This is a genomic window from Streptomyces sp. YPW6 (assembly GCF_018866325.1).
Classification (GTDB): Bacteria; Actinomycetota; Actinomycetes; order Streptomycetales; family Streptomycetaceae; genus Streptomyces.
This window is the reverse complement of the sequence record NZ_CP076457.1, coordinates 7,201,688-7,224,396: the sequence shown is the minus strand read 5'-3', so window position 1 is coordinate 7,224,396 and position 22,709 is coordinate 7,201,688. Positions and strand designations below refer to the sequence as shown.

The following is a 22,709-nucleotide window of genomic DNA, read 5'->3' as shown; positions in this document are numbered from 1 at the left end:
CCGTTCCGGAAACCGGGTGCAGCGCCGTTCCGGACTTTTGACGTTACCAGAGCAATGCCTTTGTCGGTAACGCTGATAAGGTGACCTCCATGCGACGGAACCCGGCACCCGCGGAACTCGAACCGGTCGAGGCGTTCTGCAACACGGCGACGCTTCTGCGCGGAGCGGACGAGTTCGCCCGGCCGGAGACCGCGGGCGCCTGGCTGCGGGCGCACGGGTATCCGGAGGCGGTCACCCCGGCCGAGTTGGCGGCGCTCACGAAGGCCCGGGAGACCGTACGGGCCTTCCTGGCGGACCGGACCTCGCCCGAGGCGCTCGACGCCCTGAACCGCCAGATCTGCTCGGTGGCCGGCGCCCCGGCCGTACGGCCGGACGGCGCCCTCACCCTGCGCCCGGCCGACGGCGGGCCTGCGGCGGAGATCGTACGAACGGTGCTCGAAGCCCTGCTGCGGGACGGCCTGACCGGGCGTCACGCGACGCGCCTCAAGGTCTGCGCGGCACCGGAATGCCGCTGGGTCTTCTACGACCGGGCGCCGTCGTCGAACGGCCTGTGGTGCGACATGGACGTGTGCGGCGCCCGGCACAAGATGCGCGCCTATCGCGCCCGCGGCGGCACGACCGCACAGCGGGAGGACTGAGGGCGGCCGGCACTCCCGGCAGGAGCACCGGGGTGGCGGGCCCGCCCACCGGGACATGACACCGGCAGTGGCGCGGGAGAGGGGCTGACCCCTGCCGCCGGAAGCCCGCACCCGCCCGCCGCACGGCGCGCTCAGCGGACCGTGCGGCGGACCCGGGCGCCGGTCGCGAGCCTGCGCAGCCCCGGCGGGACCGACCACCCCTCGGGGCCCGGAGCCGGGGCCCGGAGCGGGGGCGCGAAGGCCGGGGCGGGAAGGCTACGGGCGTTTCCCCTCAGGGCTTCACGGAGCGGTCACCGTCAAATCACCCCGGCGCGGGGAGGCGAAGGCGTCCAGGTCCGCGCGGGTCAGGCCGGTCAGCCGGGCGACCTCGGCGGTGTCCAGTGCGCCGCAGTCGATGCCGCGCAGCAGGTAGCCGCTGAGGGCCTTGGCGGTGGCGGGTTCGTCCATGACGTCACCGCCGGCCTTGGCCACGTAGGCGGCGAGGCGGGCGGCGGCGGGCTCCAGGCCTTCGCGGTAGAAGGCGTAGACGGCCGCGTAGCGCGTCGGCAGGTGGCCGGGGTGCATGTCCCAGCCCTGGTAGTACGCACGGGCCAGAGCGCGGCGGGTGAGGCCGTAGTGGAGCCGCCAGGCCTCGTGGACCTGGTCGGCCGGGCCGACGGGCAGGACGTTGGTGGACCCGTCGGAGACGCGTACGCCGGTACCCGCGGCCGCGACCTGCATGACGGCCTTGGCGTGGTCGGCGGCGGGGTGGTCGCTGGCCTGGTAGGCGGCGCTGACCCCGACGCAGGCGCTGTAGTCGAAGGTTCCGTAGTGGAGCCCGGTGGCCCGGCCGCGCGCCGCGTCGATCATGCGGGCGACGGCGGCGGTCCCGTCGGCGGCGAGGATGGACTGGCTGGTCTCGATCTGGATCTCGAAGCCGATACGCCCGGCGTCGAGGCCGTGGGCCTTCTCGAAGGCTTCCAGGAGCTGGACGAAGGCGGTGACCTGCTCGGGGTACGTGACCTTCGGGAGGGTCAGCACGAGTCCCTCGGGGAGCCCGCCCGCCTCCATCAGGCCGGTGAGGAAGACGTCGGTGGTGCGGATGCCCCGGTCGCGGACACCGGCCTCCATGCACTTCATGCGGATGCCCATGTACGGGGCGGCCGTGCCGTTCGCGTACGCCTCGGAGACCAGGCGCGCGGCGCGGGCGGCGGCCTCGTCCTCCTCGGCGTCCGGGCGGGGGCCGTAGCCGTCCTCGAAGTCGATGCGCAGGTCCTCGACGGGCTCGCGCTCCAGCTTGGCGCGTACGCGGTCGTGGACCGGGCCCGCCAGCGCCTCGGGGATGCCGAGGACGGCGGCGAACGCGGCGGCGTCGGGGGCGTGTTCGTCGAGGGCGGCCAGCGCCTGGTCGCCCCAGGAGCGCAGGGTGCCGGGCTCGAAGACGTCACCGGGTACGTAGACGGTGTGCACGGGCTGGCGGGTACCGGGATCGCCCGGGTAGCGGCGGGCGAGTTCCGCGTCGACCGCCGTGAGGGAGGCGCTGATCTCCTCGCTCACCGCACCGGCGAGGCTCGTTGCCACCTTCTCCTGCTGACCCATGACCATGCCCTCCACGCTCTCGCTGTTTCCGCTTCCCGGAATCAACAATCCGTATAGTGAAGTTATAAGCCCACTCGACCTGCGTCAATGGTCGCCCGGAACGGCACCGGGCCGCGCGGTGGGGTTCACCGTGCGGCCCGGGCGGGGTAGTGCTGGGTGGTGCGGGAGGGATCAGCCCTTGCGGGTGTTGATCTCGTCGGTGAGCTGGGGTACGACCGTGAAGAGGTCGCCGATGACGCCGTAGTCGACGAGCTCGAAGATGGGGGCTTCGGCGTCCTTGTTGATCGCGACGATGGTCTTCGAGGTCTGCATGCCTGCCCGGTGCTGGATCGCGCCGGAGATGCCGGAGGCGATGTAGAGCTGGGGGGAGACGGACTTGCCGGTCTGGCCGACCTGGGAGGTGTGCGGGTACCAGCCGGCGTCGACGGCGGCACGCGAGGCGCCGACCGCGGCGCCCAGGGAGTCGGCCAGGGCCTCGATCAGGGGGAAGTTCTCCGCGCCGTTGACGCCACGGCCGCCGGAGACGACGATCGCGGCCTCGGTCAGCTCGGGGCGGCCGGTCGACTCACGGGGGGTCCGGGAGGTGACCTGCGTACCGGTCGCGTTCTTCCCGAACGCCACCGTCAGTGCTTCCACGGCGCCGGCCGCCGGGGCCGCCTCGACCGCGGCCGAGTTCGGCTTGACCGTGATGACCGGAACACCCCGGGAGACCCGGGACCTGGTGGTGTAGGAGGCGGCGAAGACCGCCTGCGTGGCGACGGGGCCCTGGTCGCCGGCTTCCAGGTCGGTGGCGTCGGTGATGATGCCCGACCCGGTCCGCAGCGCGAGACGGGCGGCGATCTCCTTGCCCTCGGCGGAGGACACCACCAGCACCGCGGCGGGGGAGACGGCCTCGAACGCGGCCTGCAGCGCGTCCACCTTCGGCACCACGAGGTAGTCCGCGAACTCCGGGGCATCACAGGTCAGGACCTTCACCGCACCGTGCTCACCCAGCACACCCGCAGTGGCCCCGGCGCCGGCGCCCAGGGCGACGGCGACCGGGTCACCGATCCGACGCGCCAGCGTCAGCAGCTCCAGGGTGGGCTTGCGGACCGCACCATCCACATGGTCGACCAGAACCAGAACTTCAGCCATGACAACGCACTCCAGACGAGAGGAAGAGAAGGGAGGGAAGAGAGAGGAAGGACCGTGCGTGCGGGATCAGATGAACTTCTGGCCCGCGAGGAACCCGGCGAGCTGCTTGCCGCCCTCGCCCTCGTCCTTCACGATCGTGCCCGCCGTGCGCGCCGGACGCTCGGTCGCGGAGTCGACCGCCGTCCAGGCGCCCGCCAGGCCGACCTCGTCCGCGTCCAGCTCCAGATCCTCCAGATCCAGCGACTGGACCGGCTTCTTCTTCGCCGCCATGATCCCTTGAACGAGGGGTAACGCGCCTCACCGGACTGGTCGGTCACCGAGACCACCGCCGGCAGCGACGCCCGGAGCTGCTCGGTGGCGGTGTCACCGTCCCGGCGCCCGGTCACCACACCGTCGTTCACCGACACCTCCGACAGCAGCGTCACCTGCGGCACCTCCAGACGCTCCGCCAGCAGCGCCGGCAGCACACCCATCACACCGTCCGTCGACGCCATACCGCACACCACCAGATCGAAGCCGGTCTTCTCGACCGCCTTCGCCAGCACCAGCGACGTGCCCATCACGTCCGTGCCGTGCAGATCGTCGTCCTCGACGTGAACCGCCTTGTCCGCACCCATCGACAACGCCTTGCGCAACGCGTCCTTGGCGTCCTCCGGACCCACCGTCACCACGGTGACCTCCGCATCGTCCGCCCCGTCCGCGATCTGCAACGCCTGCTCGACCGCGTACTCGTCCAGCTCCGACAGCAGACCGTCCACATCCTCACGGTCCAGCGTCAGGTCATCGGCGAAACGCCGGTCACCGGTCGCGTCGGGCACGTACTTCACACAGACAACGATCCTCAAGCTCACGCCGGCTCTCCTACTGCATCGTCATTTCCGGGCTGCCTTGTTGCACGCAGCATAGGCGCCTTGTCGGGCCGGATCCGGTCGGGACGACCGAGGCTCCGAAGCCGATATTACTCGCCAGTACACCCAGACTGTTACCCCTGGGCAAGCGCACCGCACTGTGACCTTGCCAACGCGGCGGACCCGTGCGTGCGCGGGCTCAGTCTCGCAGAGCCGTGAAGCGTCCCTGGTGATAGACCAGCGGGCGACCCGCCCCGGAGGGCGAGCCTGCCACGGCTTCGGCGATGACGATGCGGTGGTCCCCGGCCGGGACGCGGGACACGACCCGGCACACCAGCCAGGCGGAGACGTCCGCCAGCAGCGGAACCCCCTCGGGGCCGCTGCTCCAGTCGGTCGACCGGCCGAAGCGGTCGGCTCCGCTGCGGGCGAAGGTCGCGGCCAGTTCCTGCTGGTGCTCACCGAGGATGTGGACGCCGACGTAGGCGGCCCCGGACAGCACGGGCCAGCTGGAGGACGACGTACCGACACCGAAGGAGATCAGCGGCGGTTCGGCGGCGACCGAGGTCAGCGAGGTGGCGGTGAAGCCGACCGGGCGCTCCCCCGCGGCGGTGATCACGGCGACGCCCGCGGCGTGGCGGCGGAAGACCGAGCGGAAGAGTTCGGGCGTGGCGGCCGTCGGGGCGAGCGTGGGCGTTGCCGTCATGGAGGTGTCCTTCTGCGGGTGTGGCGTGCGGGTCCGCGGGTGCTCAGACACCCGGACAGCGCGCACTCGCGTAGCGTGCGAGGTCCACGTGGACCCGGCCGTGAAGAAGGAGTTCTGGCGGCATAACGTCAGACTGACGATGGGTGCTGGGCACAGTCAAGAGAGTTCCGGAATGTGGGAGATGCGTCACGGTCCGTCATATGGCCTGCCCCAGTGCCGCGACGACGTCGGCCGTGCGGGGCTGGCCGGATGCCCGGCGGACCACCTCGCCCTCGGCGTCGAGCACCAGGACGGTCGGCGTTCTCGTGATGCCCAGCTCGCGCACCAGCGCGAGGCGGGCCTCGGCGTCGATCTCGATGTGGGCGACCCCGTCGACCATCCCGGCCACGTCGCTGAGCGTGCGGCGGGTGGCGCGGCACGGCTGGCAGAAGGCGCTGGAGAACTGGACGAGCGTCGCGCGTTCCCCCAGCCGTGCTCCGAGCCGGTCTGCGTCGAGTCGCTGTCCACGGGTCCGGCGGTCCACCTGGTGCCTCCTGATCAGAGCTCTTCGTCAGGGGTCAGCACCGGCCGCCGCTCCGGCATTCCCGCAGCGCACGGGAGACCCGCACGTGACGAGAATCTCCCGGCCCACGTCCGCCGGGACTGGCCAGCGGCCCGCGCATGGGGCACCATCGCCACCATGCCGCATACCTACGGCTGCGTAACTTCCGCCGGGAGAACCCTCCCCAGGCACTGAAGAAGGGTCTTCCCCAGATGGCAGAACTCGTCTATCGACCGGTCATCGGCGCCGCTCGCACCATGTTCAAGGCGCTCGACCTGAAGATCGACACTCAGGGTTCGGAGCACATCCCGAAGACCGGTGGTGCGGTGCTGGTCAGCAACCACATCAGCTATCTCGACTTCATCTTCACCGGCCTCGGCGCTCTGCCGCAGAAGCGGCTCGTCCGGTTCATGGCGAAGGAGTCGGTCTTCCGGCACAAGATCTCCGGTCCGCTGATGCGGGGAATGAAGCACATCCCGGTCGACCGCAACCAGGGCGAGGACGCCTACGCGCACGCGCTGCGGTCGTTGCGTTCCGGTGAGATCGTCGGCGTGTTCCCCGAGGCCACCATCTCCCCGTCCTTCACGCTGAAGAGCTTCAAGTCGGGTGCCGCGCGCCTGGCCCAGGAAGCCGGGGTTCCGCTGATCCCGATGGCGCTCTGGGGTACGCAGCGGCTCTGGACGAAGGGCCGGCCGCGCAACTTCTCCCGCAGCCACATCCCGATCACGATCCGGGTCGGCGAGCCCGTGGAGGCGCCCGCCGACCAGTACGCGGGGGCCATCACCCGGCGGCTGCGGGAGCGGGTCCAAGAATTGCTGGAGGCGGCGCAGCGGGCCTACCCGGTGCGTCCGAAGGACGCGGGCGACACCTGGTGGGTGCCGGCCCATCTCGGCGGTACGGCCCCGACCGCCGCCGAGGCGCGCGAGCTCGGCTGACCGGCCTCCCGCGCACCTTCTCCGCCCGAGCCCCCGGTGAGCCCGTACGCCGGGGGCTCACCGGTGCGTTCAGAGCCGCGTGGGGAGCGTCCGCCGGAGTTCCGTGCGGTCCCGGGCGGCCCTGAGCGTACGGAGGATCTCCGGGGGCGGTGCGGCGTACACGGTCGGGTAGTCCACTTCCCCGAGGTGCGCACGTGCCGTCCACGCGAGCCGCTCCTCCCCCAGCGAGAACCGCGCGTCGATACCCGGCTTGTTGCCCCGGGGGTCCACCCGTGCCCAGCGCCCGCGCCCGGGCAGGCGGAGCGCGACCAGGCCGTGGACCACGGGGTTCGTCCCGTCGTCGTCGGTGAGCCGCTGGTAGCAGAGCCCGGCGGGAAGGGCGTGGGCCCGGAGCAGTGCGGTGAGGGCGATGGACTTGGCGTAGCAGATGCCGTTGCGGGTGGCGAGGACGTCGGAGGCGCGCCAGGTGACGCGCGGATCGCCGGAGTCCACGGAGTGCGGGACGGCGTCGCGGACGTACAGGAAGGCGGCTCGGGCGTATGTGTATGCGTCGCCGGCCTCGCGGGCCAGGTCGGCCACCACCTCCCGCACCCGGGGGTGTTCATGGTCGATGGCTGCGTCGGCGGCCAGATAGGGCGCGATGTCCGGGGATTGCTGGATCAGCTGCATGGTCCCGGAGCGTACGAAGCGGCCGACCGGAGATCAATGGATTTCCGGTCGGCCGCATAGCCATGCACGGTGCGGTCCTACCGCGCCATCTCCTCCTTGAGCGCCTGGAGGAAGGCGTCGACGTCGTCCTCGCGGGTGTCGAAGGCGCACATCCAGCGGACGTCGCCGGCCGCCTCGTCCCAGAAGTAGAAGCGGAAGCGCTCCTGGAGCCGCTCGGTGACCGCGTGGGGCAGCCGGGCGAACACGGCGTTGGCCTGGACCGGGTGCAGGATCTCCACCCCGTCGATCGCCCGGACGCCCTCGGCGAGGCGCTGGGCCATGGCGTTGGCGTGCCGGGCGTTGCGCAGCCACAGGTCCTTGGCGAGCAGGGCCTCCAGCTGGACGGAGACGAAGCGCATCTTGGAGGCGAGCTGCATGGACAGCTTGCGCAGGTGCTTCATCGCGCGGACCGCGTCCGGGTTCAGCACGACGACGGCCTCACCGAACAGGGCCCCGTTCTTCGTGCCGCCGAAGGACAGCACGTCGACGCCGACCGTGTTGGTGAACGTCCGCATCGGCACGTCAAGGGACGCGGCCGCGTTGGCTATCCGGGCCCCGTCGAGGTGCACCTTCATGCCGCGCTCGTGGGCGTGGTCGCAGATGGCGCGGATCTCGTCAGGGGTGTAGACGGTTCCCAGCTCGGTGTTCTGGGTGATCGAGACGACCTGCGGCATGGCCCGGTGCTCGTCGTCCCAGCCGTAGGCCTGCCGATCGATGAGCTCGGGGGTGAGCTTGCCGTCCGGGGTGGGCACGGTGAGCAGCTTCAGCCCGCCCATCCGCTCGGGCGCGCCGCCCTCGTCCACGTTGATGTGCGCGGACTCGGCGCAGATGACCGCTCCCCAGCGGTCGGTGAGCGCCTGGAGGGCGACCACGTTGGCTCCGGTGCCGTTGAAGACCGGGAAGGCCTCGGCGGTGGGGCCGAAGTGGCTGTGCATGACCCGCTGGAGGTGGCCGGTGTAGTCGTCCTCGCCGTAGGCGACCTGGTGGCCGCCGTTGGCCAGGGCGATGGCTGCGAGGACCTCCGGGTGGGCGCCGGCGTAGTTGTCGCTCGCGAACCCGCGCACCTGGGGGTCGTGGTGGCGGCGCGCGTCGGTCCTCACGGTTGCGGGGTCAGCCACAGGCGCTTTCCGTTCACTTCGGGGGCGGGCTCGTCCCAGACGCCGGCGATGGCCTCGGCCAGCTCCGTGACGTCGGTGAAGCCCGCGAACTTCGCATTCGGGCGCTCGGCGCGCATGGCGTCGTGCACCAGTGCCTTGACCACCAGGATCGCAGCAGCGGTGCGCGGCCCGTCCTCGCCCCCCGCCTTGCGGAAGGCGTCGCCGAGCGCGAGGGTCCACGCCTCGGCGGCGGCCTTGGCGGCGGAGTAGGCGGCGTTGCCCGCGGTGGGCTTGCTGGCTCCGGCCGCGCTGATCAGGAGGTAGCGGCCCCTGTCGCTGCGCTCCAGGGCCTCCTGGAAGGCCAGTGTGGTCGACTGGACGGTGCGGACGAGCAGCTTCTCCAGGGCGTCCCAGTCGGACAGGACGGTCTCCTGGAACGACTTGCTGCCGCGCCAGCCGCCGACGAGGTGGACCAGGCCGTCGATGCGGCCGAACTCCGCCTCGGTGCGCTTGGCCCAGTCCCGGGTGGCGTCGAGGTCGAGCAGATCGACGGTCTCACCGGTGACGGTCGCGCCGCCGTGGGCGTACCGGGCTGCGTCCACCGCCTCCGCGAGACGTTCGGGGTTGGCGTCGCAGCCGACGACCGTGGCACCCGCCTCGGCGAGTCGCAGCAGCGTCGCGCGACCCGCGGGCCCCGCCGCTCCGGCGACCGCGACCACGGCTCCTTCGAGCGCACCCGCCCCATCGCCCGTGCCGTTTCCGTTCATGGCCACCGCCTCCTCGGGAGAATGGTTCACGCGGCTGCCCGCTCGTCGTTCGCCGCGGTGATTCCCTTGGTGGAGGCAATCACGTGCTTCAGCTTCTTGGCGAGCGCCTCATAGAACATGCTCAGGGGAAACTCGTCCGGAAGCACGTCGTCGACGAGCTTGCGAGGAGGAAGTGTGAGGTCGAGGGCGTCGGGGCCCTTGGCCCAGCGCGATCCCGGGTGCGGGGCGAGGTAGGTGGAGACGAGGTCGTAGGCGGCGAACCAGTGGACCAGCTTGGGGCGGTCGATGCCGTCGCGGTAGAGCTGCTCGATCTCGCCGCAGAGCTGATTGGTGACCTGCGGGGCACGGTCCCAGTCGATCTTCAGGGTGTTGTCGGTCCAGCGGACGACGTCGTGCTTGTGGAGGTAGGCGAAGAGGAGCTGGCCGCCGAGACCGTCGTAGTTGCGGACGCGCTCGCCGGAGACGGGGAAGCGGAACATCCGGTCGAAGAGCACCGCGTACTGGACGTCGCGGCCGTGGGCGTTGCCCTCGGACTCCAGCTTCACTGCCTCCTTGAAGGCGGTGAGGTCGCAGCGCAGCTCCTCCAGGCCGTACATCCAGAACGGCTGGCGCTGCTTGATCATGAACGGGTCGAAGGGCAGGTCGCCGTGGCTGTGGGTGCGGTCGTGGACCATGTCCCACAGGACGAACGCCTGCTCGCAGCGGCGCTGGTCGCTGATCATCTCGCGGATGTCCTCGGGCAGCTCCAGGCCGAGCAGCTCGACGGACGCCTCGGTGACGCGGCGGAAGCGGGCGGCCTCGCGGTCGCAGAAGATGCCGCCCCAGCTGAACCGCTCGGGGGCCTCGCGCACGGCGATGGTCTCCGGGAAGAGCACCGCGGAGTTGGTGTCGTAGCCGGAGGTGAAGTCCTCGAAGGTGATGCCGCAGAAGAGCGGGTTGTCGTAGCGGTTCGCCTCCAGGTCGGCGAGCCACTCGGGCCAGACCATCTTGAGGACGACCGCTTCGAGGTTGCGGTCGGGGTTGCCGTTCTGCGTGTACATCGCGAAGACGACCAGGTGCTGAAGGCCGTCGGCACGGTTCTTCGCGGGCTGGAAGGCGAGCAGCGAGTCCAGGAAGTCCGGGACGCGGAAGCCGTCGGCGGCCCAGCGGCGCAGGTCGGCGACGAGCGCGCGGTGGTAGGCGGCGTCGTGCGGGAGCAGCGGGGACAGCTCCTCGACCGCACCGATCACCCGGTCGAGGACCCGCTCGACGTCGGCCGGGGACGGAGCGCCCTCGGCCTCGAAGTCGATGGATCCGTCCTGGGACTGCCAGGGGCGGATCTCCTCGACGGCATCCCTGAGCACGGGCCAGGCCGGGTGCTCGACGACCCGGTGGGCCGTAGCTATCGCGCCGTCGGTGGCGTCGTGCACAAGAATTTCCGTCATAACACTTCCTCCACGGGAGAACCTCGCGTCCCATCACCGTAGCCGGAGGGAGCTCCCCCCGGCAAGAGAAGGCCCGCAAATTATCCTGCGCACCCCCGGTGTTGACCGCTGTTTTTCCTGCGGGATACCGGGTAGAAGCGCATTTCCCGCCGTGCCGTTCGGATCCGGGTGATCGGACCCGCACGCCGTGGGACATCCCGCGCCCGGCCCGTTACCCTCCCCAGTGCCGTATTGCCGTACCTCAGCGCGGGCAGGAGCAGTCGGCGGGAAGCCGTCGACGGAAACGAGGTCGCCTTGTCATTTCTCACCCTGGGTCACCGTGGAGTGATGGGCGTCGAGCCCGAGAACACCCTGCGCTCCTTCGTCCGCGCCGAGGCGTCCGGCATGGACGCCATCGAGCTGGACCTCCACCTGAGCAAGGACGGCGCGCTCGCCGTGATGCACGACGCGGACGTGGACCGCACGACGGACGGCACCGGGCCGATCGCGGCCAAGACCCTGGCGGAGCTGCGCGAGCTCGACGCCGGGCAGGGTGAGCGGATTCCCGTCTTCGAAGAGGTGCTGGAGGCCGTCTCCTCCCCGCTGCAGGCGGAGATCAAGGATGTGGCCGCGGCCCGCGCGCTGGCCGACGTGATGGTGGAGCGCGACCTCGTCGGCCGGGTGGAAGTGTCCTCGTTCCACGACGAGGCCGTCGCCGAGATCGCCCGGCTGGTGCCCGGTGTCCGCACGGTCCTCATCGCCAGCCGCTGGGGCGCGGATGTGGTGGACCGGGCGAGGACGGCGGGCGCGGCGACACTCGCGCTGAACATCCGCCGCCTCACCCTGGAGGTGGTGGAGCAGGCGCACGCCGAGAGCCTGAAGGTGATCGGCTGGGTGGTGAACACCCAGGACCACCTGCGCCTGGCCCGGGCCCTCGGTCTGGACGGCGCGACGACCGACTTCCCCGAGATCCGCCGCACCGGGCGCTTCACCGCGTAGGAGCGCGCGCCGGGCCCGGCCGGCTCCGGTGCCGCTCCCGGCCGGTGTCAGATGCTCTTGACGAGCAGCTCGAAGGCCAGGTCGTCGCGCTGCGGAATGCCGAAGCGCTCGTCGCCGTACGGGAACGGAGTGAGCGATCCCGTACGGCGGTAGCCGCGGCGCTCGTACCAGGCGATCAGGTCCTCACGCACCGAGATGACCGTCATGTGCATCTCGCGGACGCCCCAGCTCTCTTTCGCCGTGCGCTCCGCCTCGGCGATGATCAGTTTGCCGAGTCCGCCGCCCTGGAGCCCCGGCCGTACCGCGAACATGCCGAAGTAGGCCGCGTCGCCCCGGTGTTCGAGCTGGCAGCAGGCGACGAGTTCGCCGCCGCGCTCGACCGCGAGGAGCCTGCTCGCCGGAGCGGCGACGACGTCGCGCACGCCCTGCTCGTCGGTCCGCTGCCCCTGAAGGATGTCGGCCTCGGTGGTCCAGCCGGTGCGGCTGGAGTCACCGCGGTAGGCGGACTCGATCAGGGCCACCAGCGCCGGGACGTCGGCCTCGTTCGCGTCACGGAAGGTCAGGCGGGCCGAGTCGGGCGTGGCGGTGTCCATGGGTGGGGCTCTCCGTTTCTCTGCTGCCGTACGTCCGGTCGAGAGTAGCGCGACCCGGAGCGCCCCCGGCGGGCCCCGGCGTGCTCCCTTCACTCCCCCGTGCGCCGGGTTCGGCGGCGCCGACACGGGCAGCGATGGGGCGAGCCGCAACAGAGCCGTACGTCCGACCGGGGGGAGGCGCGCCGTGCACGGAGGGGCTGGGACCGGCTGGCTGCTGATGGTGTTGTGCGCGGTGAGCGGCGCCTACTGCCTTCTGCGCACCCGCACCGGTACGCCTCACGAGCGCCGCGACGCGCGCTCGGAGGCGCTCATGGGTTTCGGCATGGCGGCGATGGCCGTTCCGGCGGCGGTGCTGTCGCCCCCGGGCTGGGCCTGGGCGGTGTACGCGGTGCTGTTCGGCACGGCCGCGCTGCGGGCGCTGCGCCCCGCCCTGCGCGGCGGCCACCATCTGCACCATCTCGTCGGCTCGCTGGCCATGGTCTACATGGCGGTGGCGATGGCTCCGGCGGTGACGGGGAGCGGCGGGGGCGGGCACGCCGGACACGGGACGGCGGCGGGAGCGGGCGGCGTCCCCCTGCTGACCGGGGTGCTGCTCGCCTACTACGCGTTCTACGTCCTGGGCTCGGCCGGCCGGCTGCTGCCCGGATCTGCCGTGACCCCGGCCGACAGCACGGGCGCCGGCGGGCGGGGGCCGGGCGGCTTCGGCGGCGGGACGGACGGGCGGCCCGAGCTCGCGACGGCCTGCCGGCTGACGATGGGCATCGGCATGTTCGCCATGCTTCTCACGTTGTGAGACGGGGAGCGGGACAGAACTCCCGTCAAACAGTGGCCTGCGTCACTTGGCCGTCGGGGTCGTACCCTCGTCCGGCCCGCCCCTCATAAGCTGAGGCCATGCTGGTCTCCCTCGCGCTGCTGCTGCTCGGTGCACTGACCGCCCTGGTGACCCCGCGCGTGATGGCGCGGGCCCGGTGGCCGGAGCGCGAGCCGGTCGTGGCGCTGTGGGTCTGGCAGTGCGTGGTGGCCGCGGTCCTCCTGTCGTTCGCCCTGTCCATGACGCTGAGCGCGGCCGCCGCCTGGCAGGCGGTACGCGGCCATGTCTTCGCCCCCGCCCCGCACGCCGTCGTCGAGGCGTACGCACTGGCCGCCTACGGGCCGTGGTCGGCGGTCATCGCGGTGCTGCTGGCGCTGGGCGGGGTGTGGTCCGGGGCGATGCTCCTGCGGGAGATCCGGCGGGCGCGGCGCCGCCGCAAGCAGCGTCGGGCGGAACTGCTCGTGCGCGCCCCGCTGATGCCGGGCGAGGAGCCCGGGGCCGACCGCCTCGTGGTGCTGGAGGGCGAGCGCCCCGACGCCTGGTGGCTGCCCGGAACCGCGCCCCGGCTCGTCATCACCACGGCCGCGCTGGGACGCCTGAAGGGCCGTCAGCTCGATGCCGTGCTCGCCCATGAGCAGGGGCACGCCCAGGCCCGGCACGACTGGTTGCTGCACTGTTCCTCCGCGCTGGCGATCGGCTTTCCGCAGATCCCGGTGTTCGCCGCGTTCCGCGACGAGATGCACCGGCTGGTCGAGCTGGCGGCCGACGACGTGGCGTCGCGCCGCTTCGGCAGGCTCACGACCGCGCTCGCCCTGGTCGGACTCAACGAGGACCGCGGGGTGTTCGGCCCCTGTCCGACCCCGCAGGCCGAAGTGCCCCACCGGGTCAACCGGTTGCTGTCCCCGGTCGAACGGCTGACGGCGGGCCGCAGGCTCCGGCTGACGGCCGCCGCCGCGCTGGTGCCGGTCATCCCGCTGCTCGTGGCCTTCGTGCCGGGGCTCCGCGCCCTCGGTTAGGGCCTGTCGAACGGATGTCGGGCGGTTCGGAGCGGACCGGACGACGCGGTCCGGTGCGTGCGGTCGCGGGTCGGCCCGGTTCCGTCCTCGGGTTGGCCTTCCGGCGGTGCACTCCGCGAGGATCACCTCATGTCCTCCCCCCACTTCCGCTTCCGTTCACCGAACCGTTCCCCCCGCACCGCGCCCGCCCTGCGGACCGGAGCCCTAGCCGGCGCGGCGTCCGTGGTGCTGCTCGCGCTGGTGGCGGTGCGCTGGTCGCCGCTGACGGCCCTGGACCGGTCGGTGGCCGAGGCGCTGCACCGGCACGCCGTGGCCGACCCCGGCCTGGTCCGGGTGAACCGGGTGCTGACCGACTGGGTGTGGGACCCGTGGACCATGCGCGCCCTGATCGCGGTGGCCGTGGTCGTCCTGTGGTGGCGGGGGGCGCGTCGGCTCGCCCTGTGGGTGGCCGCGACGAGTCTGCTCGCCTCCCTTTTCCAGCAGGCGCTGAAGGCCGTGGTGGGCCGGGAGCGCCCGCGGTGGCCCGATCCGGTGGACTCGGCCCAGTTCGCGGCCTTCCCCTCCGGTCACGCGATGACGGCCGTGGTGACCTGCGGGCTGCTCCTGTGGCTGCTGCGGCTGTACGGGGCGGGCCCCGGACTGTGGGCTGCGGCACTGACCGTGGCGGTGGTCTCGGCGGTCGGCGTCGCGGTGACCCGGGTATACCTCGGTGTGCACTGGCTGACCGACGTCGTGGGCGGTGCGCTGCTGGGGGTGGCGGTGGTGGCCTTGAGCGCCGCCGGCTACGCCCGGTACGCGGCACCCCGGGAGGGATCGCACCGATGGTGATCAAAGGCGTGCTGTTCGACTTCTCCGGAACACTGTTCCGGATCGAGCCGGTCCGGGACTGGCTCGCCGCCGTGCTGCGGGCGGAGGGCATCGACGTACCGGAGGAGGATTTCGAGCGGTACGTGACCGGGCTCACGGAGGCCGGAGCCCTCCCGGGCGGTCCGCCTCCGCTCCGGGTCCCGGAGCGGCTGGCCGACGCGATGGCGGTCCGGGACCTGACTGCCGCGCTGCACCGCGAGGCGTACACCGGGCTGGCCAGGACCGTGGCGCTGCCCCATCCGGGGCTGTACGACGCCCTGTACGCCCGCCACATGCGGCCGGAGGCCTGGCGGGCCTATCCGGACGCGGTGGAGGTCCTGGAGGGGCTGCGGAGGGCGGGGATCGCGGTCGGCGTGGTCAGCAACATCGGCTGGGACCTGCGTCCGGTCTTCCGTGCGCACGGGCTCGACGACCTGGTCGACGCCTATGCGCTCTCCTTCGAGCACGGGCTCCAGAAGCCCGCGGCGGAACTGTTCCGCATCGCCTGCACGATGATCGGCCGGGATCCGGCGGATGTGGTCATGGTCGGTGACGACCGGATCGCGGACGGGGGTGCGGCCGTCCTGGGCTGCGAGGTCCGGTTCGTGGACCATCTGCCCGTGCCGGAGCGGCCCGACGGCCTGCGTTCTCTGGGTCTGGTCCCGGGCTGAGGCCGCCACGGCCGGAGGGCGGGGCCCACCGACGGAACGGGAAAGATCGGGGCGGGTGTGAGGCATATCCCGCCGCAGAAGGGGTATACGGATCCGCCCGTGGTCGTAGCCTGGTAGGCATGTCCCCGATGTCGTCGTCCGTGTCCACCCGTTCCGCAGCCGAGGTCAACGCGGAGATCCGCGACCTGTGGCAGCGTTCGGGCGGCTCCCTGACGCCGCAGGACGAGGCCGCATACCAGCGTCTGCTGGTGGAGTGGGCCGCCGCTGCCGGCGGGAGCGTCCGCACCGCCGCCTGACCGTCGCGCCCGCCCCGGCCGCGACCGGAAGCCTGTGGAAGTCCGCGCCCGATCCGGCGATCCCCCGCGTCGCCGGATCGGAGCACACTCCCGCCGTGTCCCGCGGGACACGGCCGTGATCCGCGCCGGGGACCGGAGTTGCGGGGTCCGCCGTCGCAGAGATCCAGCATGTCCCCACCTCGCTCATCGGTCAATGAATTTCCGCTCGGCACGCACCGGGGCCGGTGCCTCGCGGGCGGTGACCGCCCGGGTGGCACCGGCCCCGGAATGACGGACGAACCCGCCGCGTGACGCGCCGACGGATCAGCGGTCGAAGTAGTCGGGCTGCGTCTGCACGTTGAGCTCGTCCATCCTGACCCGCTTCGCCGGGTCGGTACGCCGGTCGTCCAGCTTCAGCACGTCGAAGCCCTTGGCGATGTCGCTGGAGTAGATGTGGCCGTTGTAGTAGTACGCCGACCAGGGGCCGGCCGTCGTGACCCGGTCGAGGGTGACCGGGCCGCGCTCGAAGAAGGCGATCTCCTCTGGCCTGGCCGAGTCGGTGAAGTCCCAGACGGAGACGCCCCCCTGGTACCAGGCCTGGACCATCAGGTCGCGGCCCTTGACCGGGATGATCGAACCGTTGTGGGCGACGCAGACCTCGGCGTCGGCCTGGTGGCGGTCGATCTTGAAGTAGCTGCGGAAGACCAGCTTGCGCTGGTCGCCCTTGCCGACGATGTCGTAGATCCCGTCGGCGCCGCGCTTGGGGCCGATGGCCGCGTTGCAGGTGGCCGCGCCACCGCCGCCGAGCTCGTCGGTGAAGACGACCTTGTCCGCGTCCTGGTTGAAGGTGGCCGAGTGCCAGAACGCGAAGTTCACGTTGTCCTGGACCCGGTCGATGATCTTCGGGTGCTCCGGGTCCTCGATCGAGAACAGCAGGCCGTCGCCCATGCAGGCGCCCGCCGCGAGGTCCTTCGACGGGAGCACCGTGATGTCGTGGCAGCCGGTCGTCCGGGAGACACCGGGATTTTCGGGCGCTCCCGGGTTGCCCCCGTCCGGGAAGAGCACCGGGAAGTCGATGACCCGGGCCTTCTGGGGCGCCTTGAGCGGCACCTTGATGATGGAGATCCCGTCGTGCGGCGGCCGGCAGTCCGGGAAGGTCTCGTCGGGCGAGTACGAGGAGACGTACACGTACAGGTTCTTCCCGCCGTCCGGCACCAGCGTGTGCGTGTGGGAGCCGCAGGCGGTCTCCACGGCGGCGATGTACTCGGGGTGCCGCTTGTCGCTGATGTCGAAGATCTTCATGCCCTCCCAGGAGGACTTCTCCGTGGCGGGCTGGGAGGTACTGGAGCAGGAGTCGTCGCTGCGCGAGGAGTCCGTCGACAGGAAGAGCAGGTTCCCGGAGACCGAGATGTCGTTCTGCGAACCGGGGCAGAGGACCTGGGCGACCGTCCTGGGCTTCTTGGGCTTGCTGATGTCGTAGATGACGAAGCCGTCGTAGTTCCCGACGTACGCGTGCTTCCCCTGGAACGCGAGGTCCGTGTTGGTCCCCTTCAGGGCGCCCTTCGGCACGTTCGTCAGGTGCTTGATGTTGGGGCTGTGGACGATCTCGTCCACGCCGGGTATGTCGCCCCCGGCTATCGCGGCCCTGGCCTCGGCCTGATCGCTCTTGGAGACCGAACCGCGCTCGGCCGGGGCGTCGCCCGGGTCGGGGGTGGCGGCCGCTGTGGTGGCCGTCAGCAGCGTGGCGAGGAGTCCGGCCGCGGCTGCCACCGCGCCCAGACGTCTGCGCCGCACGCGGGTGGTGTGCAACGAGATCACTGCGTCCTCCCTTGTATCCGTTCGGGGTCGAACGGTTGTGGAACCCCCGGCAGTATCGTCCCTCTCATGTACACATCAAAAGATGGCAACGCCCGCGTCATGAAAGTTTTCGATCTTCGGCCGGTGGAAGCCTGTCAGGACGGTCCGCAACGAACCCCGTGGCACAGGAGGTCACCGTGCTGATCCATCACCGGACCGCAGCTCTGCGCTCAACCGCTCTCGTGGCGGCGGCGGTTGCCGCCGTGCTCGCCCTGGGAGCCTGTGACGCGGACAGCGGTGACGGAACGCCGGACCGCGCCAAGGGCGGGTCCCCCGGCGTGGTCGCGCCTGGCAGACCGGGCGAGCCCGCCCGGACGCTCTCCGCCGAGGAAGCCGCCGAGGAGACCGGTCGGGACACCGCCAACTCCGCGGACTTCCGCTATGCGCAGATGATGATCGAACACCACGCACAGGCGCTCGTGATGACCGAACTCGCCCCGGAACAGGCCTCCCGGAGCAGCGTCAAACGGCTCGCGGAACGCATAGCGGCGGGCCAGAAGCCCGAGATCGGCGCGATGGAAGGATGGCTGGAAAGAAACGGCGGTGAGCGGCGCGAGCAGCACCACGACCACTCCGGGATGCCCGGCATGGCGACCGAGGCCCAGCTGGAGCAGTTGCGCGACGCGGAGGGCGAGGCCTTCGACGAGCTCTTCCTGGAGCTGATGATCACCCACCACCAGGGGGCGATCACCATGGCGACGGATGCGCTCACCGAGGGGAACGACATCTTCGTCGAGGAGATGGCCAACGATGTGGTCGCCCAGCAGACCGTGGAGATCGACCGGATGCGCGGAATGATGGACTGACCCCCGTGGGACCGGGCCACCCGGCCAGGACCGCCCCGGGGGAATTCGCGCGGCCGCTCTGCCCCGGGCGCCCGGCGGTGCCATCCTGGAGGGAGCCTCCGGGAAAGAGGTACGCCGTGCTCTCCGTCGCCGTCGTCGGTTCCGGTCCCAGCGGGGTCTACAGCGCCCAGTCCCTCCTCCAGCAGTCGCTGGTGCCCGATGTGCGCGTGCACGTCCTGGACCGGCTGCCCACCCCGTACGGGCTCGTGCGGTACGGGGTGGCACCCGACCACGAGAAGATCAAGTCGCTGCAGAACAGTCTGCGCGCGGTGCTGGAGGACGAGCGGGTCACCTTCGTGGGCAACGTCGGCGTCGGGGGGCCGGACGGGGTCTCCCCCGCCCGGCTCGCGGAGCTGTACCACGCGGTCGTCTACTGCGTCGGGGCGTCGGCGGACCGGGCGCTGGCAATCCCCGGCGAGGGCCTGCCGGGCAGCTACTCGGCCACCCGCTTCGTCTCCTGGTACAGCGCCCACCCGGACCTCGGCGCCGACCCGTTCGCCCGGGACGCTCTGGCCGCCCGCTCGGCCGTCGTGATCGGCGTGGGCAACGTGGCGGTCGACGTGGCCCGGATCCTGGCGCGCGGCGCCGGCGAACTGCGCCGCACCGATGTGCCCCGCGCCGCGTTGCGCGCACTGGAGGAGAGCCGGGTGCGCGAGGTGCACATCGTGGGCCGCCGGGGCCCGTCCCAGGCCCGGTTCACCACCAAGGAGCTGCGGGAACTGGGGGCGCTGCCCGGGGCGCGGGTCGTGGTCGACCCGACGGAGCTGGCGCTCGACCCGGCGTACGCCGCTCCGGACGGCCTGCCCGGAGCCCTGCCGCTGCCCGCGGTGGTGCGGCGGAACCTGGAGGTGTTGCGCGGCTGGTCGGTCGGCGGCGGGACGGGGGCCGCCGGGGACGTGCCGGGCTCGGCGGGTGCCGGGCGCCGTATCCGGCTGCGGTTCTTCCTGCGGCCGGTCGAACTGCTGGAGCGCGGCGGGCGGGTGGCCGGGGTGCGGTTCGCCCGCACGGCCCCGGACGGGGCCGGAGGAGTCCGCGACACCGGCCGTTACGAGGACGCCGAGGCGCAGCTCGTCCTGCGAGCGGTCGGCTATCGCGGGGTGGAGCTGCCGGGGCTGCCGTTCGACCCGGTGCGCGGCACGGTGCCGCACGCGGCGGGCCGGGTGCTGCGGGGTGGAGTGCCGTCGCCGGGTGAGTACGTCGCGGGCTGGATCAAGCGGGGGCCGACCGGAGTGATCGGCTCGAACCGCTCCTGCGCCAAGGAGACGGTGGCCTCGCTCCTGGCGGACGCGGCGGCGCTGACGCGGCGGACGGCGGCGGACGACCCGCTGGCCGCGCTGCGGGAAGCGGGGCTGCGGCCGGTGGAGTGGGCCGGCTGGCTGTCGATCGAGCGCGCGGAGGCGGAGCTGGGCCGTTCGCTGGGGCGCGGCCCGGTGAAGATCCCCGACTGGGCGGGGCTGCTGGCGGCGGCCCGGGGCGAGACCGGCTGAGCGGCCCCGCTCGGTCACTCCCGGGTCGCCACCACCAGCCGGGCGCGGGGACTGCCGTCGGGGCGGCGGCCCAGTCCGGTGAGCGGCATCAGCCGGACGGCGAACCCGGCCCGCGTCAGGTCCTCCAGCACATCGCCGAGCCGGAACGTGCGGTAGTACATGACGAACCGCGGGCGCCACAGCGCGTTGCGGACCCGCATCGCCGCGTCGAAGCCGAGCAGCGACCAGTAGGCGCGCGATCCCACCGGGGGCGGTGCGCCGATCGGGAAGGCGAAGAGTCCGCCCGGGCGGAGCGATGCGTGGACCTCGGCGAAGAGGCCGGGGCGTTCGGCGGGGAGGAAGTGGCCGAACGCCCCGAAGCTCAGGGCGAGGTCGAAGGCGGGCCCGAAGGGGAGCGAGCGGGCGTCGGCCCGTACCCAGTCCACCGCCGGGGCCTCCACGGCCGGAACTGCCACGCCCCGCCCCTCCACAGCCAGGTCCGCCGCAGCCTGCCCCTCCACGGGCGGGGCCTCCACGGCCTGGCCCTCCGCCGACGCGCCCCTGCCCCCGTCCCCGGGCGGGAAGGCCGCTCGGGCCTCGGCGAGCATGCCCGCGCTGAAGTCGACTCCGACCACCCGCTCACGGCACACCTGCCGGAGCACGCCCACTCCCGCGCCCGTGCCGCAGCAGACGTCGAGTCCGGTGCCGAAGGGTCCGAGCCGGCGCACCTCGGCGGTGACGGCGTCGAGCACGCGGTCCGGGGTCCGGTAGGGCGTCCGGTCGAACTTCGGGGCGAGGAGGTCGTAGCCGTGCTCGGTCGAGGAGAGCGCCTGAACGGCCAGCTCGCGCACGGTGGGGCCCTGTTCGGTAGACATCACGGGCCACCCTACCGACGCGCCCGCCCCGGTGCGGCCGCACTGCCGCGCCGCCCGGCCGGGAGAGCCACGGCGTCAACGGCTCCCGGGAAGGCGCCGCTTGAGGGTGATGGGGGCATCGGCCGCGTAGGCCTGGGTCCAGCTGCGGCCCGCCCCTGACTTCCAGGTGACGTGGACCGTGGAGCCGTCGGTCCGGGCGCTCTCCACGGTCATGGCCCGGTCCCCGTCGCGCACGTCGCCGCGGCGCAGCTCGCCCGCCTCGACCGTGACGGGGCGCCCCGTCGCCGCGTTCTCGGCCTCCTCGGCCGCCCGGACGAGTGCGGCCGCCAGCTCGCGGGCCGCCTCGGGGCTGCAGGACCAGACGAGCTCGCCCGTCGGAGGCGTGAGGCGGATACCGATACGGGGAGCGGGGGCGGAGCCGTCGCCCGCAGCAGGTTTGACGCCCGTAGCAGGGCCGCCGTCCGGGGCGGAGCCGTCCGCGCCGGCCGTGGCCGGTCGGTGCTCGCCCACGGTGACCGTGATCGGCACCCGGTGTCCGTCGGTGTCCGTGATCACGGTGCCGCTGCCCATCGTCGTCTCCTCGGTGTATCCGGCCCTGTCCGGCCCCGGCGCTTCCTGTCTCGCCACCCGGCCGTCCTCCGCGCCCTCGGCCCGGCCGGTCCGTGCCGCCCGGCCGCCGCCCGGCCACCCCCAGGATGTCAGCACCCGGCCGCCGGCCGTACAAGCGGGCCCGGAACGGGTCGGCCCGGCCCGGCGGGGTGGGCGCGGGGCGGCCCGGTCTGCCGATCGGACCACAAACGCTTTCTACGGAGCTCGGGCACCTGGACCGCCGCCGGACGCGGCCCTGGGCACCGCGCACGGGGAAACGCCGCGGACCGCAACCGCCGCGGCACCCCGAGGCGCCGGGCGTGTGCGCGAGCCACTGTCAGTGGCCGGGTGCAGACTGGCACTGTTCCGGCACAACGGCGTTTCGGGAGGTCCAGGACCATGACGGACGTATTGCTCACCGCAGGCACCCGCAAGGGTCTCTTCATCGGCCGCAGACGCGGCGGGACCTGGGAGATCACAGGCCCGCACTTCACGGCGCAGGCGATCTACTCGGTGGCCGTGGACACCAGGGGCGCCACCCCGAGAATCCTGGTCGGCGGGGACAGCGCGCACTGGGGTCCGTCCGTCTTCCACTCGGACGATCTGGGCGAGACCTGGGTCGAGCCGCGGCGGCCGGCGGTGAAGTTCCCCCCGTTCACCGGGGCTTCGCTGGAGCGCGTCTGGCAGCTGCATCCGGCCGGCCCCGAAGCGCCGGACGTGGTCTACGCGGGCACGGAGCCCGCCGCGCTGTTCCGTTCCGAGGACCGGGGCGAGTCGTTCGAGCTGGTCCGTCCGCTCTGGGAGCACCCGACCCGCTCGCGGTGGGTGCCCGGCGGCGGCGGTGAGGGGCTGCACACCGTCCTGACCGACTCCCGGGACGCCAAGGCCGTGACGGTCGCCGTGTCGACGGCGGGGGTGTTCCGGACGAAGGACGGCGGGGCGAGCTGGGAGCCGTCGAACAAGGGCGTCTCCGCGGTCTTCCTCCCGGACCCGGACCCGGAGTTCGGGCAGTGCGTCCACAAGGTCGCCCGGGACGCGGCCGACCCGGACCGGCTCTATCTGCAGAACCACTGGGGTGTGTTCCGCAGCGACGACGCCGGTGAGCACTGGAGCGACATCGGCGCGGGGCTGCCCTCCGACTTCGGGTTCGCCGCCGCGGCCCACCCGCACCGCGGCGACACGGTGTACATCTTCCCGATCAACGCCGACGCCGACCGGGTCCCGGCGGAGCACCGCTGCCGGGTGTTCCGCACGACCGACGCGGGGCGCACCTGGGAGCCGCTCTCGGAGGGCCTGCCGGACGGAGCGCACTACGGCACGGTGCTGCGGGACGCGCTGTGCACCGACGACGCGGACCCCGCCGGGGTCTACTTCGGCAACCGCAACGGCGAGTTGTACGCCAGTGCGGACGACGGGGACAGCTGGCAGCAGCTCGCCTCCCATCTGCCGGACGTCCTGTGCGTACGGGCGGTGGCACTCGGCTGACCGGGGGACGGCCGGAGCACCGGCGGTAGT

General features: G+C 72.3%; 24 protein-coding genes and 1 pseudogene. 11 read left to right on the top strand and 14 right to left on the bottom strand.

Annotated features, from left to right (window positions below):
• Positions 1–89 precede the first annotated feature (89 nt).
• A complete protein-coding gene (locus KME66_RS31625) occupies positions 90–638 on the top strand; it encodes a CGNR zinc finger domain-containing protein (RefSeq protein WP_216328393.1) in 549 nt (182 codons plus the stop codon).
• 279 nt (positions 639–917) lie between these two features.
• Here the strand turns inward: KME66_RS31625 and KME66_RS31620 are convergent, their stop codons facing one another.
• The 6 genes and pseudogenes from KME66_RS31620 to KME66_RS31600 form a co-directional block, all read right to left on the bottom strand.
• Positions 918–2,216 carry an aldolase/citrate lyase family protein gene (locus KME66_RS31620; RefSeq protein ID WP_216328391.1) on the bottom strand — a complete coding sequence of 433 codons (1,299 nt, stop codon included), beginning with the start codon at positions 2,214–2,216 and terminating at the stop codon, positions 918–920.
• 171 nt (positions 2,217–2,387) lie between these two features.
• Positions 2,388–3,350 (bottom strand): electron transfer flavoprotein subunit alpha/FixB family protein, encoded by a 963-nt coding sequence (locus KME66_RS31615; RefSeq protein WP_216319048.1) that lies wholly within the window; start codon positions 3,348–3,350, stop codon positions 2,388–2,390.
• A gap of 66 nt (positions 3,351–3,416) precedes the next feature.
• Positions 3,417–4,201: pseudogene (locus tag KME66_RS31610) on the bottom strand (electron transfer flavoprotein subunit beta).
• Between the two features lie 196 nt (positions 4,202–4,397).
• The gene (locus tag KME66_RS31605; protein WP_216328389.1) at positions 4,398–4,901 is read right to left on the bottom strand and encodes a flavin reductase family protein; all 504 of its coding nucleotides are present in this window, start codon (positions 4,899–4,901) and stop codon (positions 4,398–4,400) included.
• 43 nt (positions 4,902–4,944) lie between these two features.
• Positions 4,945–5,025 (bottom strand): putative leader peptide, encoded by an 81-nt coding sequence (locus KME66_RS34630; RefSeq protein ID WP_351449023.1) that lies wholly within the window; start codon positions 5,023–5,025, stop codon positions 4,945–4,947.
• Positions 5,026–5,097: 72 nt separating this feature from the next.
• The gene (locus KME66_RS31600; protein ID WP_073225070.1) at positions 5,098–5,424 is read right to left on the bottom strand and encodes a thioredoxin family protein; all 327 of its coding nucleotides are present in this window, start codon (positions 5,422–5,424) and stop codon (positions 5,098–5,100) included.
• Between the two features lie 230 nt (positions 5,425–5,654).
• On the opposite strand from KME66_RS31600, the gene KME66_RS31595 reads away from it, so the two are divergent.
• Positions 5,655–6,377, top strand: coding sequence for a 1-acyl-sn-glycerol-3-phosphate acyltransferase (locus KME66_RS31595; RefSeq protein ID WP_073225067.1), 723 nt, complete (start codon positions 5,655–5,657; stop codon positions 6,375–6,377).
• A gap of 69 nt (positions 6,378–6,446) precedes the next feature.
• Here KME66_RS31595 and KME66_RS31590 read toward each other — a convergent pair whose 3' ends face one another.
• The 4 genes from KME66_RS31590 to KME66_RS31575 form a co-directional block, all read right to left on the bottom strand.
• Complete coding sequence (locus KME66_RS31590; protein WP_216328387.1) at positions 6,447–7,046, bottom strand: transglutaminase family protein; 600 nt, start codon at positions 7,044–7,046, stop codon at positions 6,447–6,449.
• 77 nt (positions 7,047–7,123) lie between these two features.
• On the bottom strand, positions 7,124–8,185 hold the full coding sequence (locus KME66_RS31585) for a low specificity L-threonine aldolase (protein WP_216329740.1): 1,062 nt from the start codon (positions 8,183–8,185) through the stop codon (positions 7,124–7,126).
• On the bottom strand, positions 8,182–8,949 hold the full coding sequence (locus KME66_RS31580; protein ID WP_216328385.1) for an SDR family NAD(P)-dependent oxidoreductase: 768 nt from the start codon (positions 8,947–8,949) through the stop codon (positions 8,182–8,184). The genes KME66_RS31585 and KME66_RS31580 overlap by 4 nt, the downstream gene beginning before the upstream one ends.
• Before the next feature lie 26 nt (positions 8,950–8,975).
• The gene (locus KME66_RS31575; protein WP_073225056.1) at positions 8,976–10,373 is read right to left on the bottom strand and encodes a DUF6421 family protein; all 1,398 of its coding nucleotides are present in this window, start codon (positions 10,371–10,373) and stop codon (positions 8,976–8,978) included.
• Positions 10,374–10,667: 294 nt separating this feature from the next.
• Here KME66_RS31575 and KME66_RS31570 point away from each other — a divergent pair, with 294 nt between their 5' ends.
• Positions 10,668–11,351 (top strand): glycerophosphodiester phosphodiesterase family protein, encoded by a 684-nt coding sequence (locus KME66_RS31570; RefSeq protein WP_216329738.1) that lies wholly within the window; start codon positions 10,668–10,670, stop codon positions 11,349–11,351.
• Between the two features lie 47 nt (positions 11,352–11,398).
• On the opposite strand, the gene KME66_RS31565 is transcribed toward KME66_RS31570, so the two are convergent.
• Positions 11,399–11,944, bottom strand: coding sequence for a GNAT family N-acetyltransferase (locus KME66_RS31565; RefSeq protein ID WP_216328382.1), 546 nt, complete (start codon positions 11,942–11,944; stop codon positions 11,399–11,401).
• 184 nt (positions 11,945–12,128) lie between these two features.
• Between KME66_RS31565 and KME66_RS31560 the strand changes: the two genes are divergently transcribed.
• From KME66_RS31560 to KME66_RS31540, 5 genes are all read left to right on the top strand, one after another.
• A complete protein-coding gene (locus tag KME66_RS31560; RefSeq protein ID WP_216328381.1) occupies positions 12,129–12,737 on the top strand; it encodes a DUF5134 domain-containing protein in 609 nt (202 codons plus the stop codon).
• A 98-nt stretch (positions 12,738–12,835) separates the two neighbouring features.
• Complete coding sequence (locus KME66_RS31555) at positions 12,836–13,771, top strand: M56 family metallopeptidase (protein WP_216328379.1); 936 nt, start codon at positions 12,836–12,838, stop codon at positions 13,769–13,771.
• 129 nt (positions 13,772–13,900) lie between these two features.
• Positions 13,901–14,599 carry a phosphatase PAP2 family protein gene (locus tag KME66_RS31550; RefSeq protein ID WP_216328377.1) on the top strand — a complete coding sequence of 233 codons (699 nt, stop codon included), beginning with the start codon at positions 13,901–13,903 and terminating at the stop codon, positions 14,597–14,599.
• Positions 14,593–15,288 carry an HAD family hydrolase gene (locus KME66_RS31545; protein ID WP_216328375.1) on the top strand — a complete coding sequence of 232 codons (696 nt, stop codon included), beginning with the start codon at positions 14,593–14,595 and terminating at the stop codon, positions 15,286–15,288. The genes KME66_RS31550 and KME66_RS31545 overlap by 7 nt, the downstream gene beginning before the upstream one ends.
• Before the next feature lie 119 nt (positions 15,289–15,407).
• A complete protein-coding gene (locus tag KME66_RS31540; RefSeq protein WP_178379096.1) occupies positions 15,408–15,584 on the top strand; it encodes a hypothetical protein in 177 nt (58 codons plus the stop codon).
• A gap of 303 nt (positions 15,585–15,887) precedes the next feature.
• Here the strand turns inward: KME66_RS31540 and KME66_RS31535 are convergent, their stop codons facing one another.
• Positions 15,888–17,381, bottom strand: coding sequence for an LVIVD repeat-containing protein (locus tag KME66_RS31535; protein ID WP_073225031.1), 1,494 nt, complete (start codon positions 17,379–17,381; stop codon positions 15,888–15,890).
• Between the two features lie 158 nt (positions 17,382–17,539).
• Here KME66_RS31535 and KME66_RS31530 point away from each other — a divergent pair, with 158 nt between their 5' ends.
• The gene (locus tag KME66_RS31530; protein WP_216328373.1) at positions 17,540–18,226 is read left to right on the top strand and encodes a DUF305 domain-containing protein; all 687 of its coding nucleotides are present in this window, start codon (positions 17,540–17,542) and stop codon (positions 18,224–18,226) included.
• 116 nt (positions 18,227–18,342) lie between these two features.
• Positions 18,343–19,752: an FAD-dependent oxidoreductase gene (locus KME66_RS31525; RefSeq protein WP_216328371.1), complete on the top strand. Its 1,410-nt coding sequence runs from the start codon at positions 18,343–18,345 to the stop codon at positions 19,750–19,752.
• Between the two features lie 14 nt (positions 19,753–19,766).
• Here KME66_RS31525 and KME66_RS31520 read toward each other — a convergent pair whose 3' ends face one another.
• On the bottom strand, positions 19,767–20,606 hold the full coding sequence (locus KME66_RS31520; RefSeq protein ID WP_216328368.1) for a class I SAM-dependent methyltransferase: 840 nt from the start codon (positions 20,604–20,606) through the stop codon (positions 19,767–19,769).
• 75 nt (positions 20,607–20,681) lie between these two features.
• Positions 20,682–21,176 (bottom strand): hypothetical protein, encoded by a 495-nt coding sequence (locus tag KME66_RS31515; protein ID WP_216329736.1) that lies wholly within the window; start codon positions 21,174–21,176, stop codon positions 20,682–20,684.
• A gap of 417 nt (positions 21,177–21,593) precedes the next feature.
• Between KME66_RS31515 and KME66_RS31510 the strand changes: the two genes are divergently transcribed.
• Positions 21,594–22,679, top strand: coding sequence for a sialidase family protein (locus KME66_RS31510; RefSeq protein WP_216328367.1), 1,086 nt, complete (start codon positions 21,594–21,596; stop codon positions 22,677–22,679).
• Positions 22,680–22,709 lie beyond the last annotated feature (30 nt).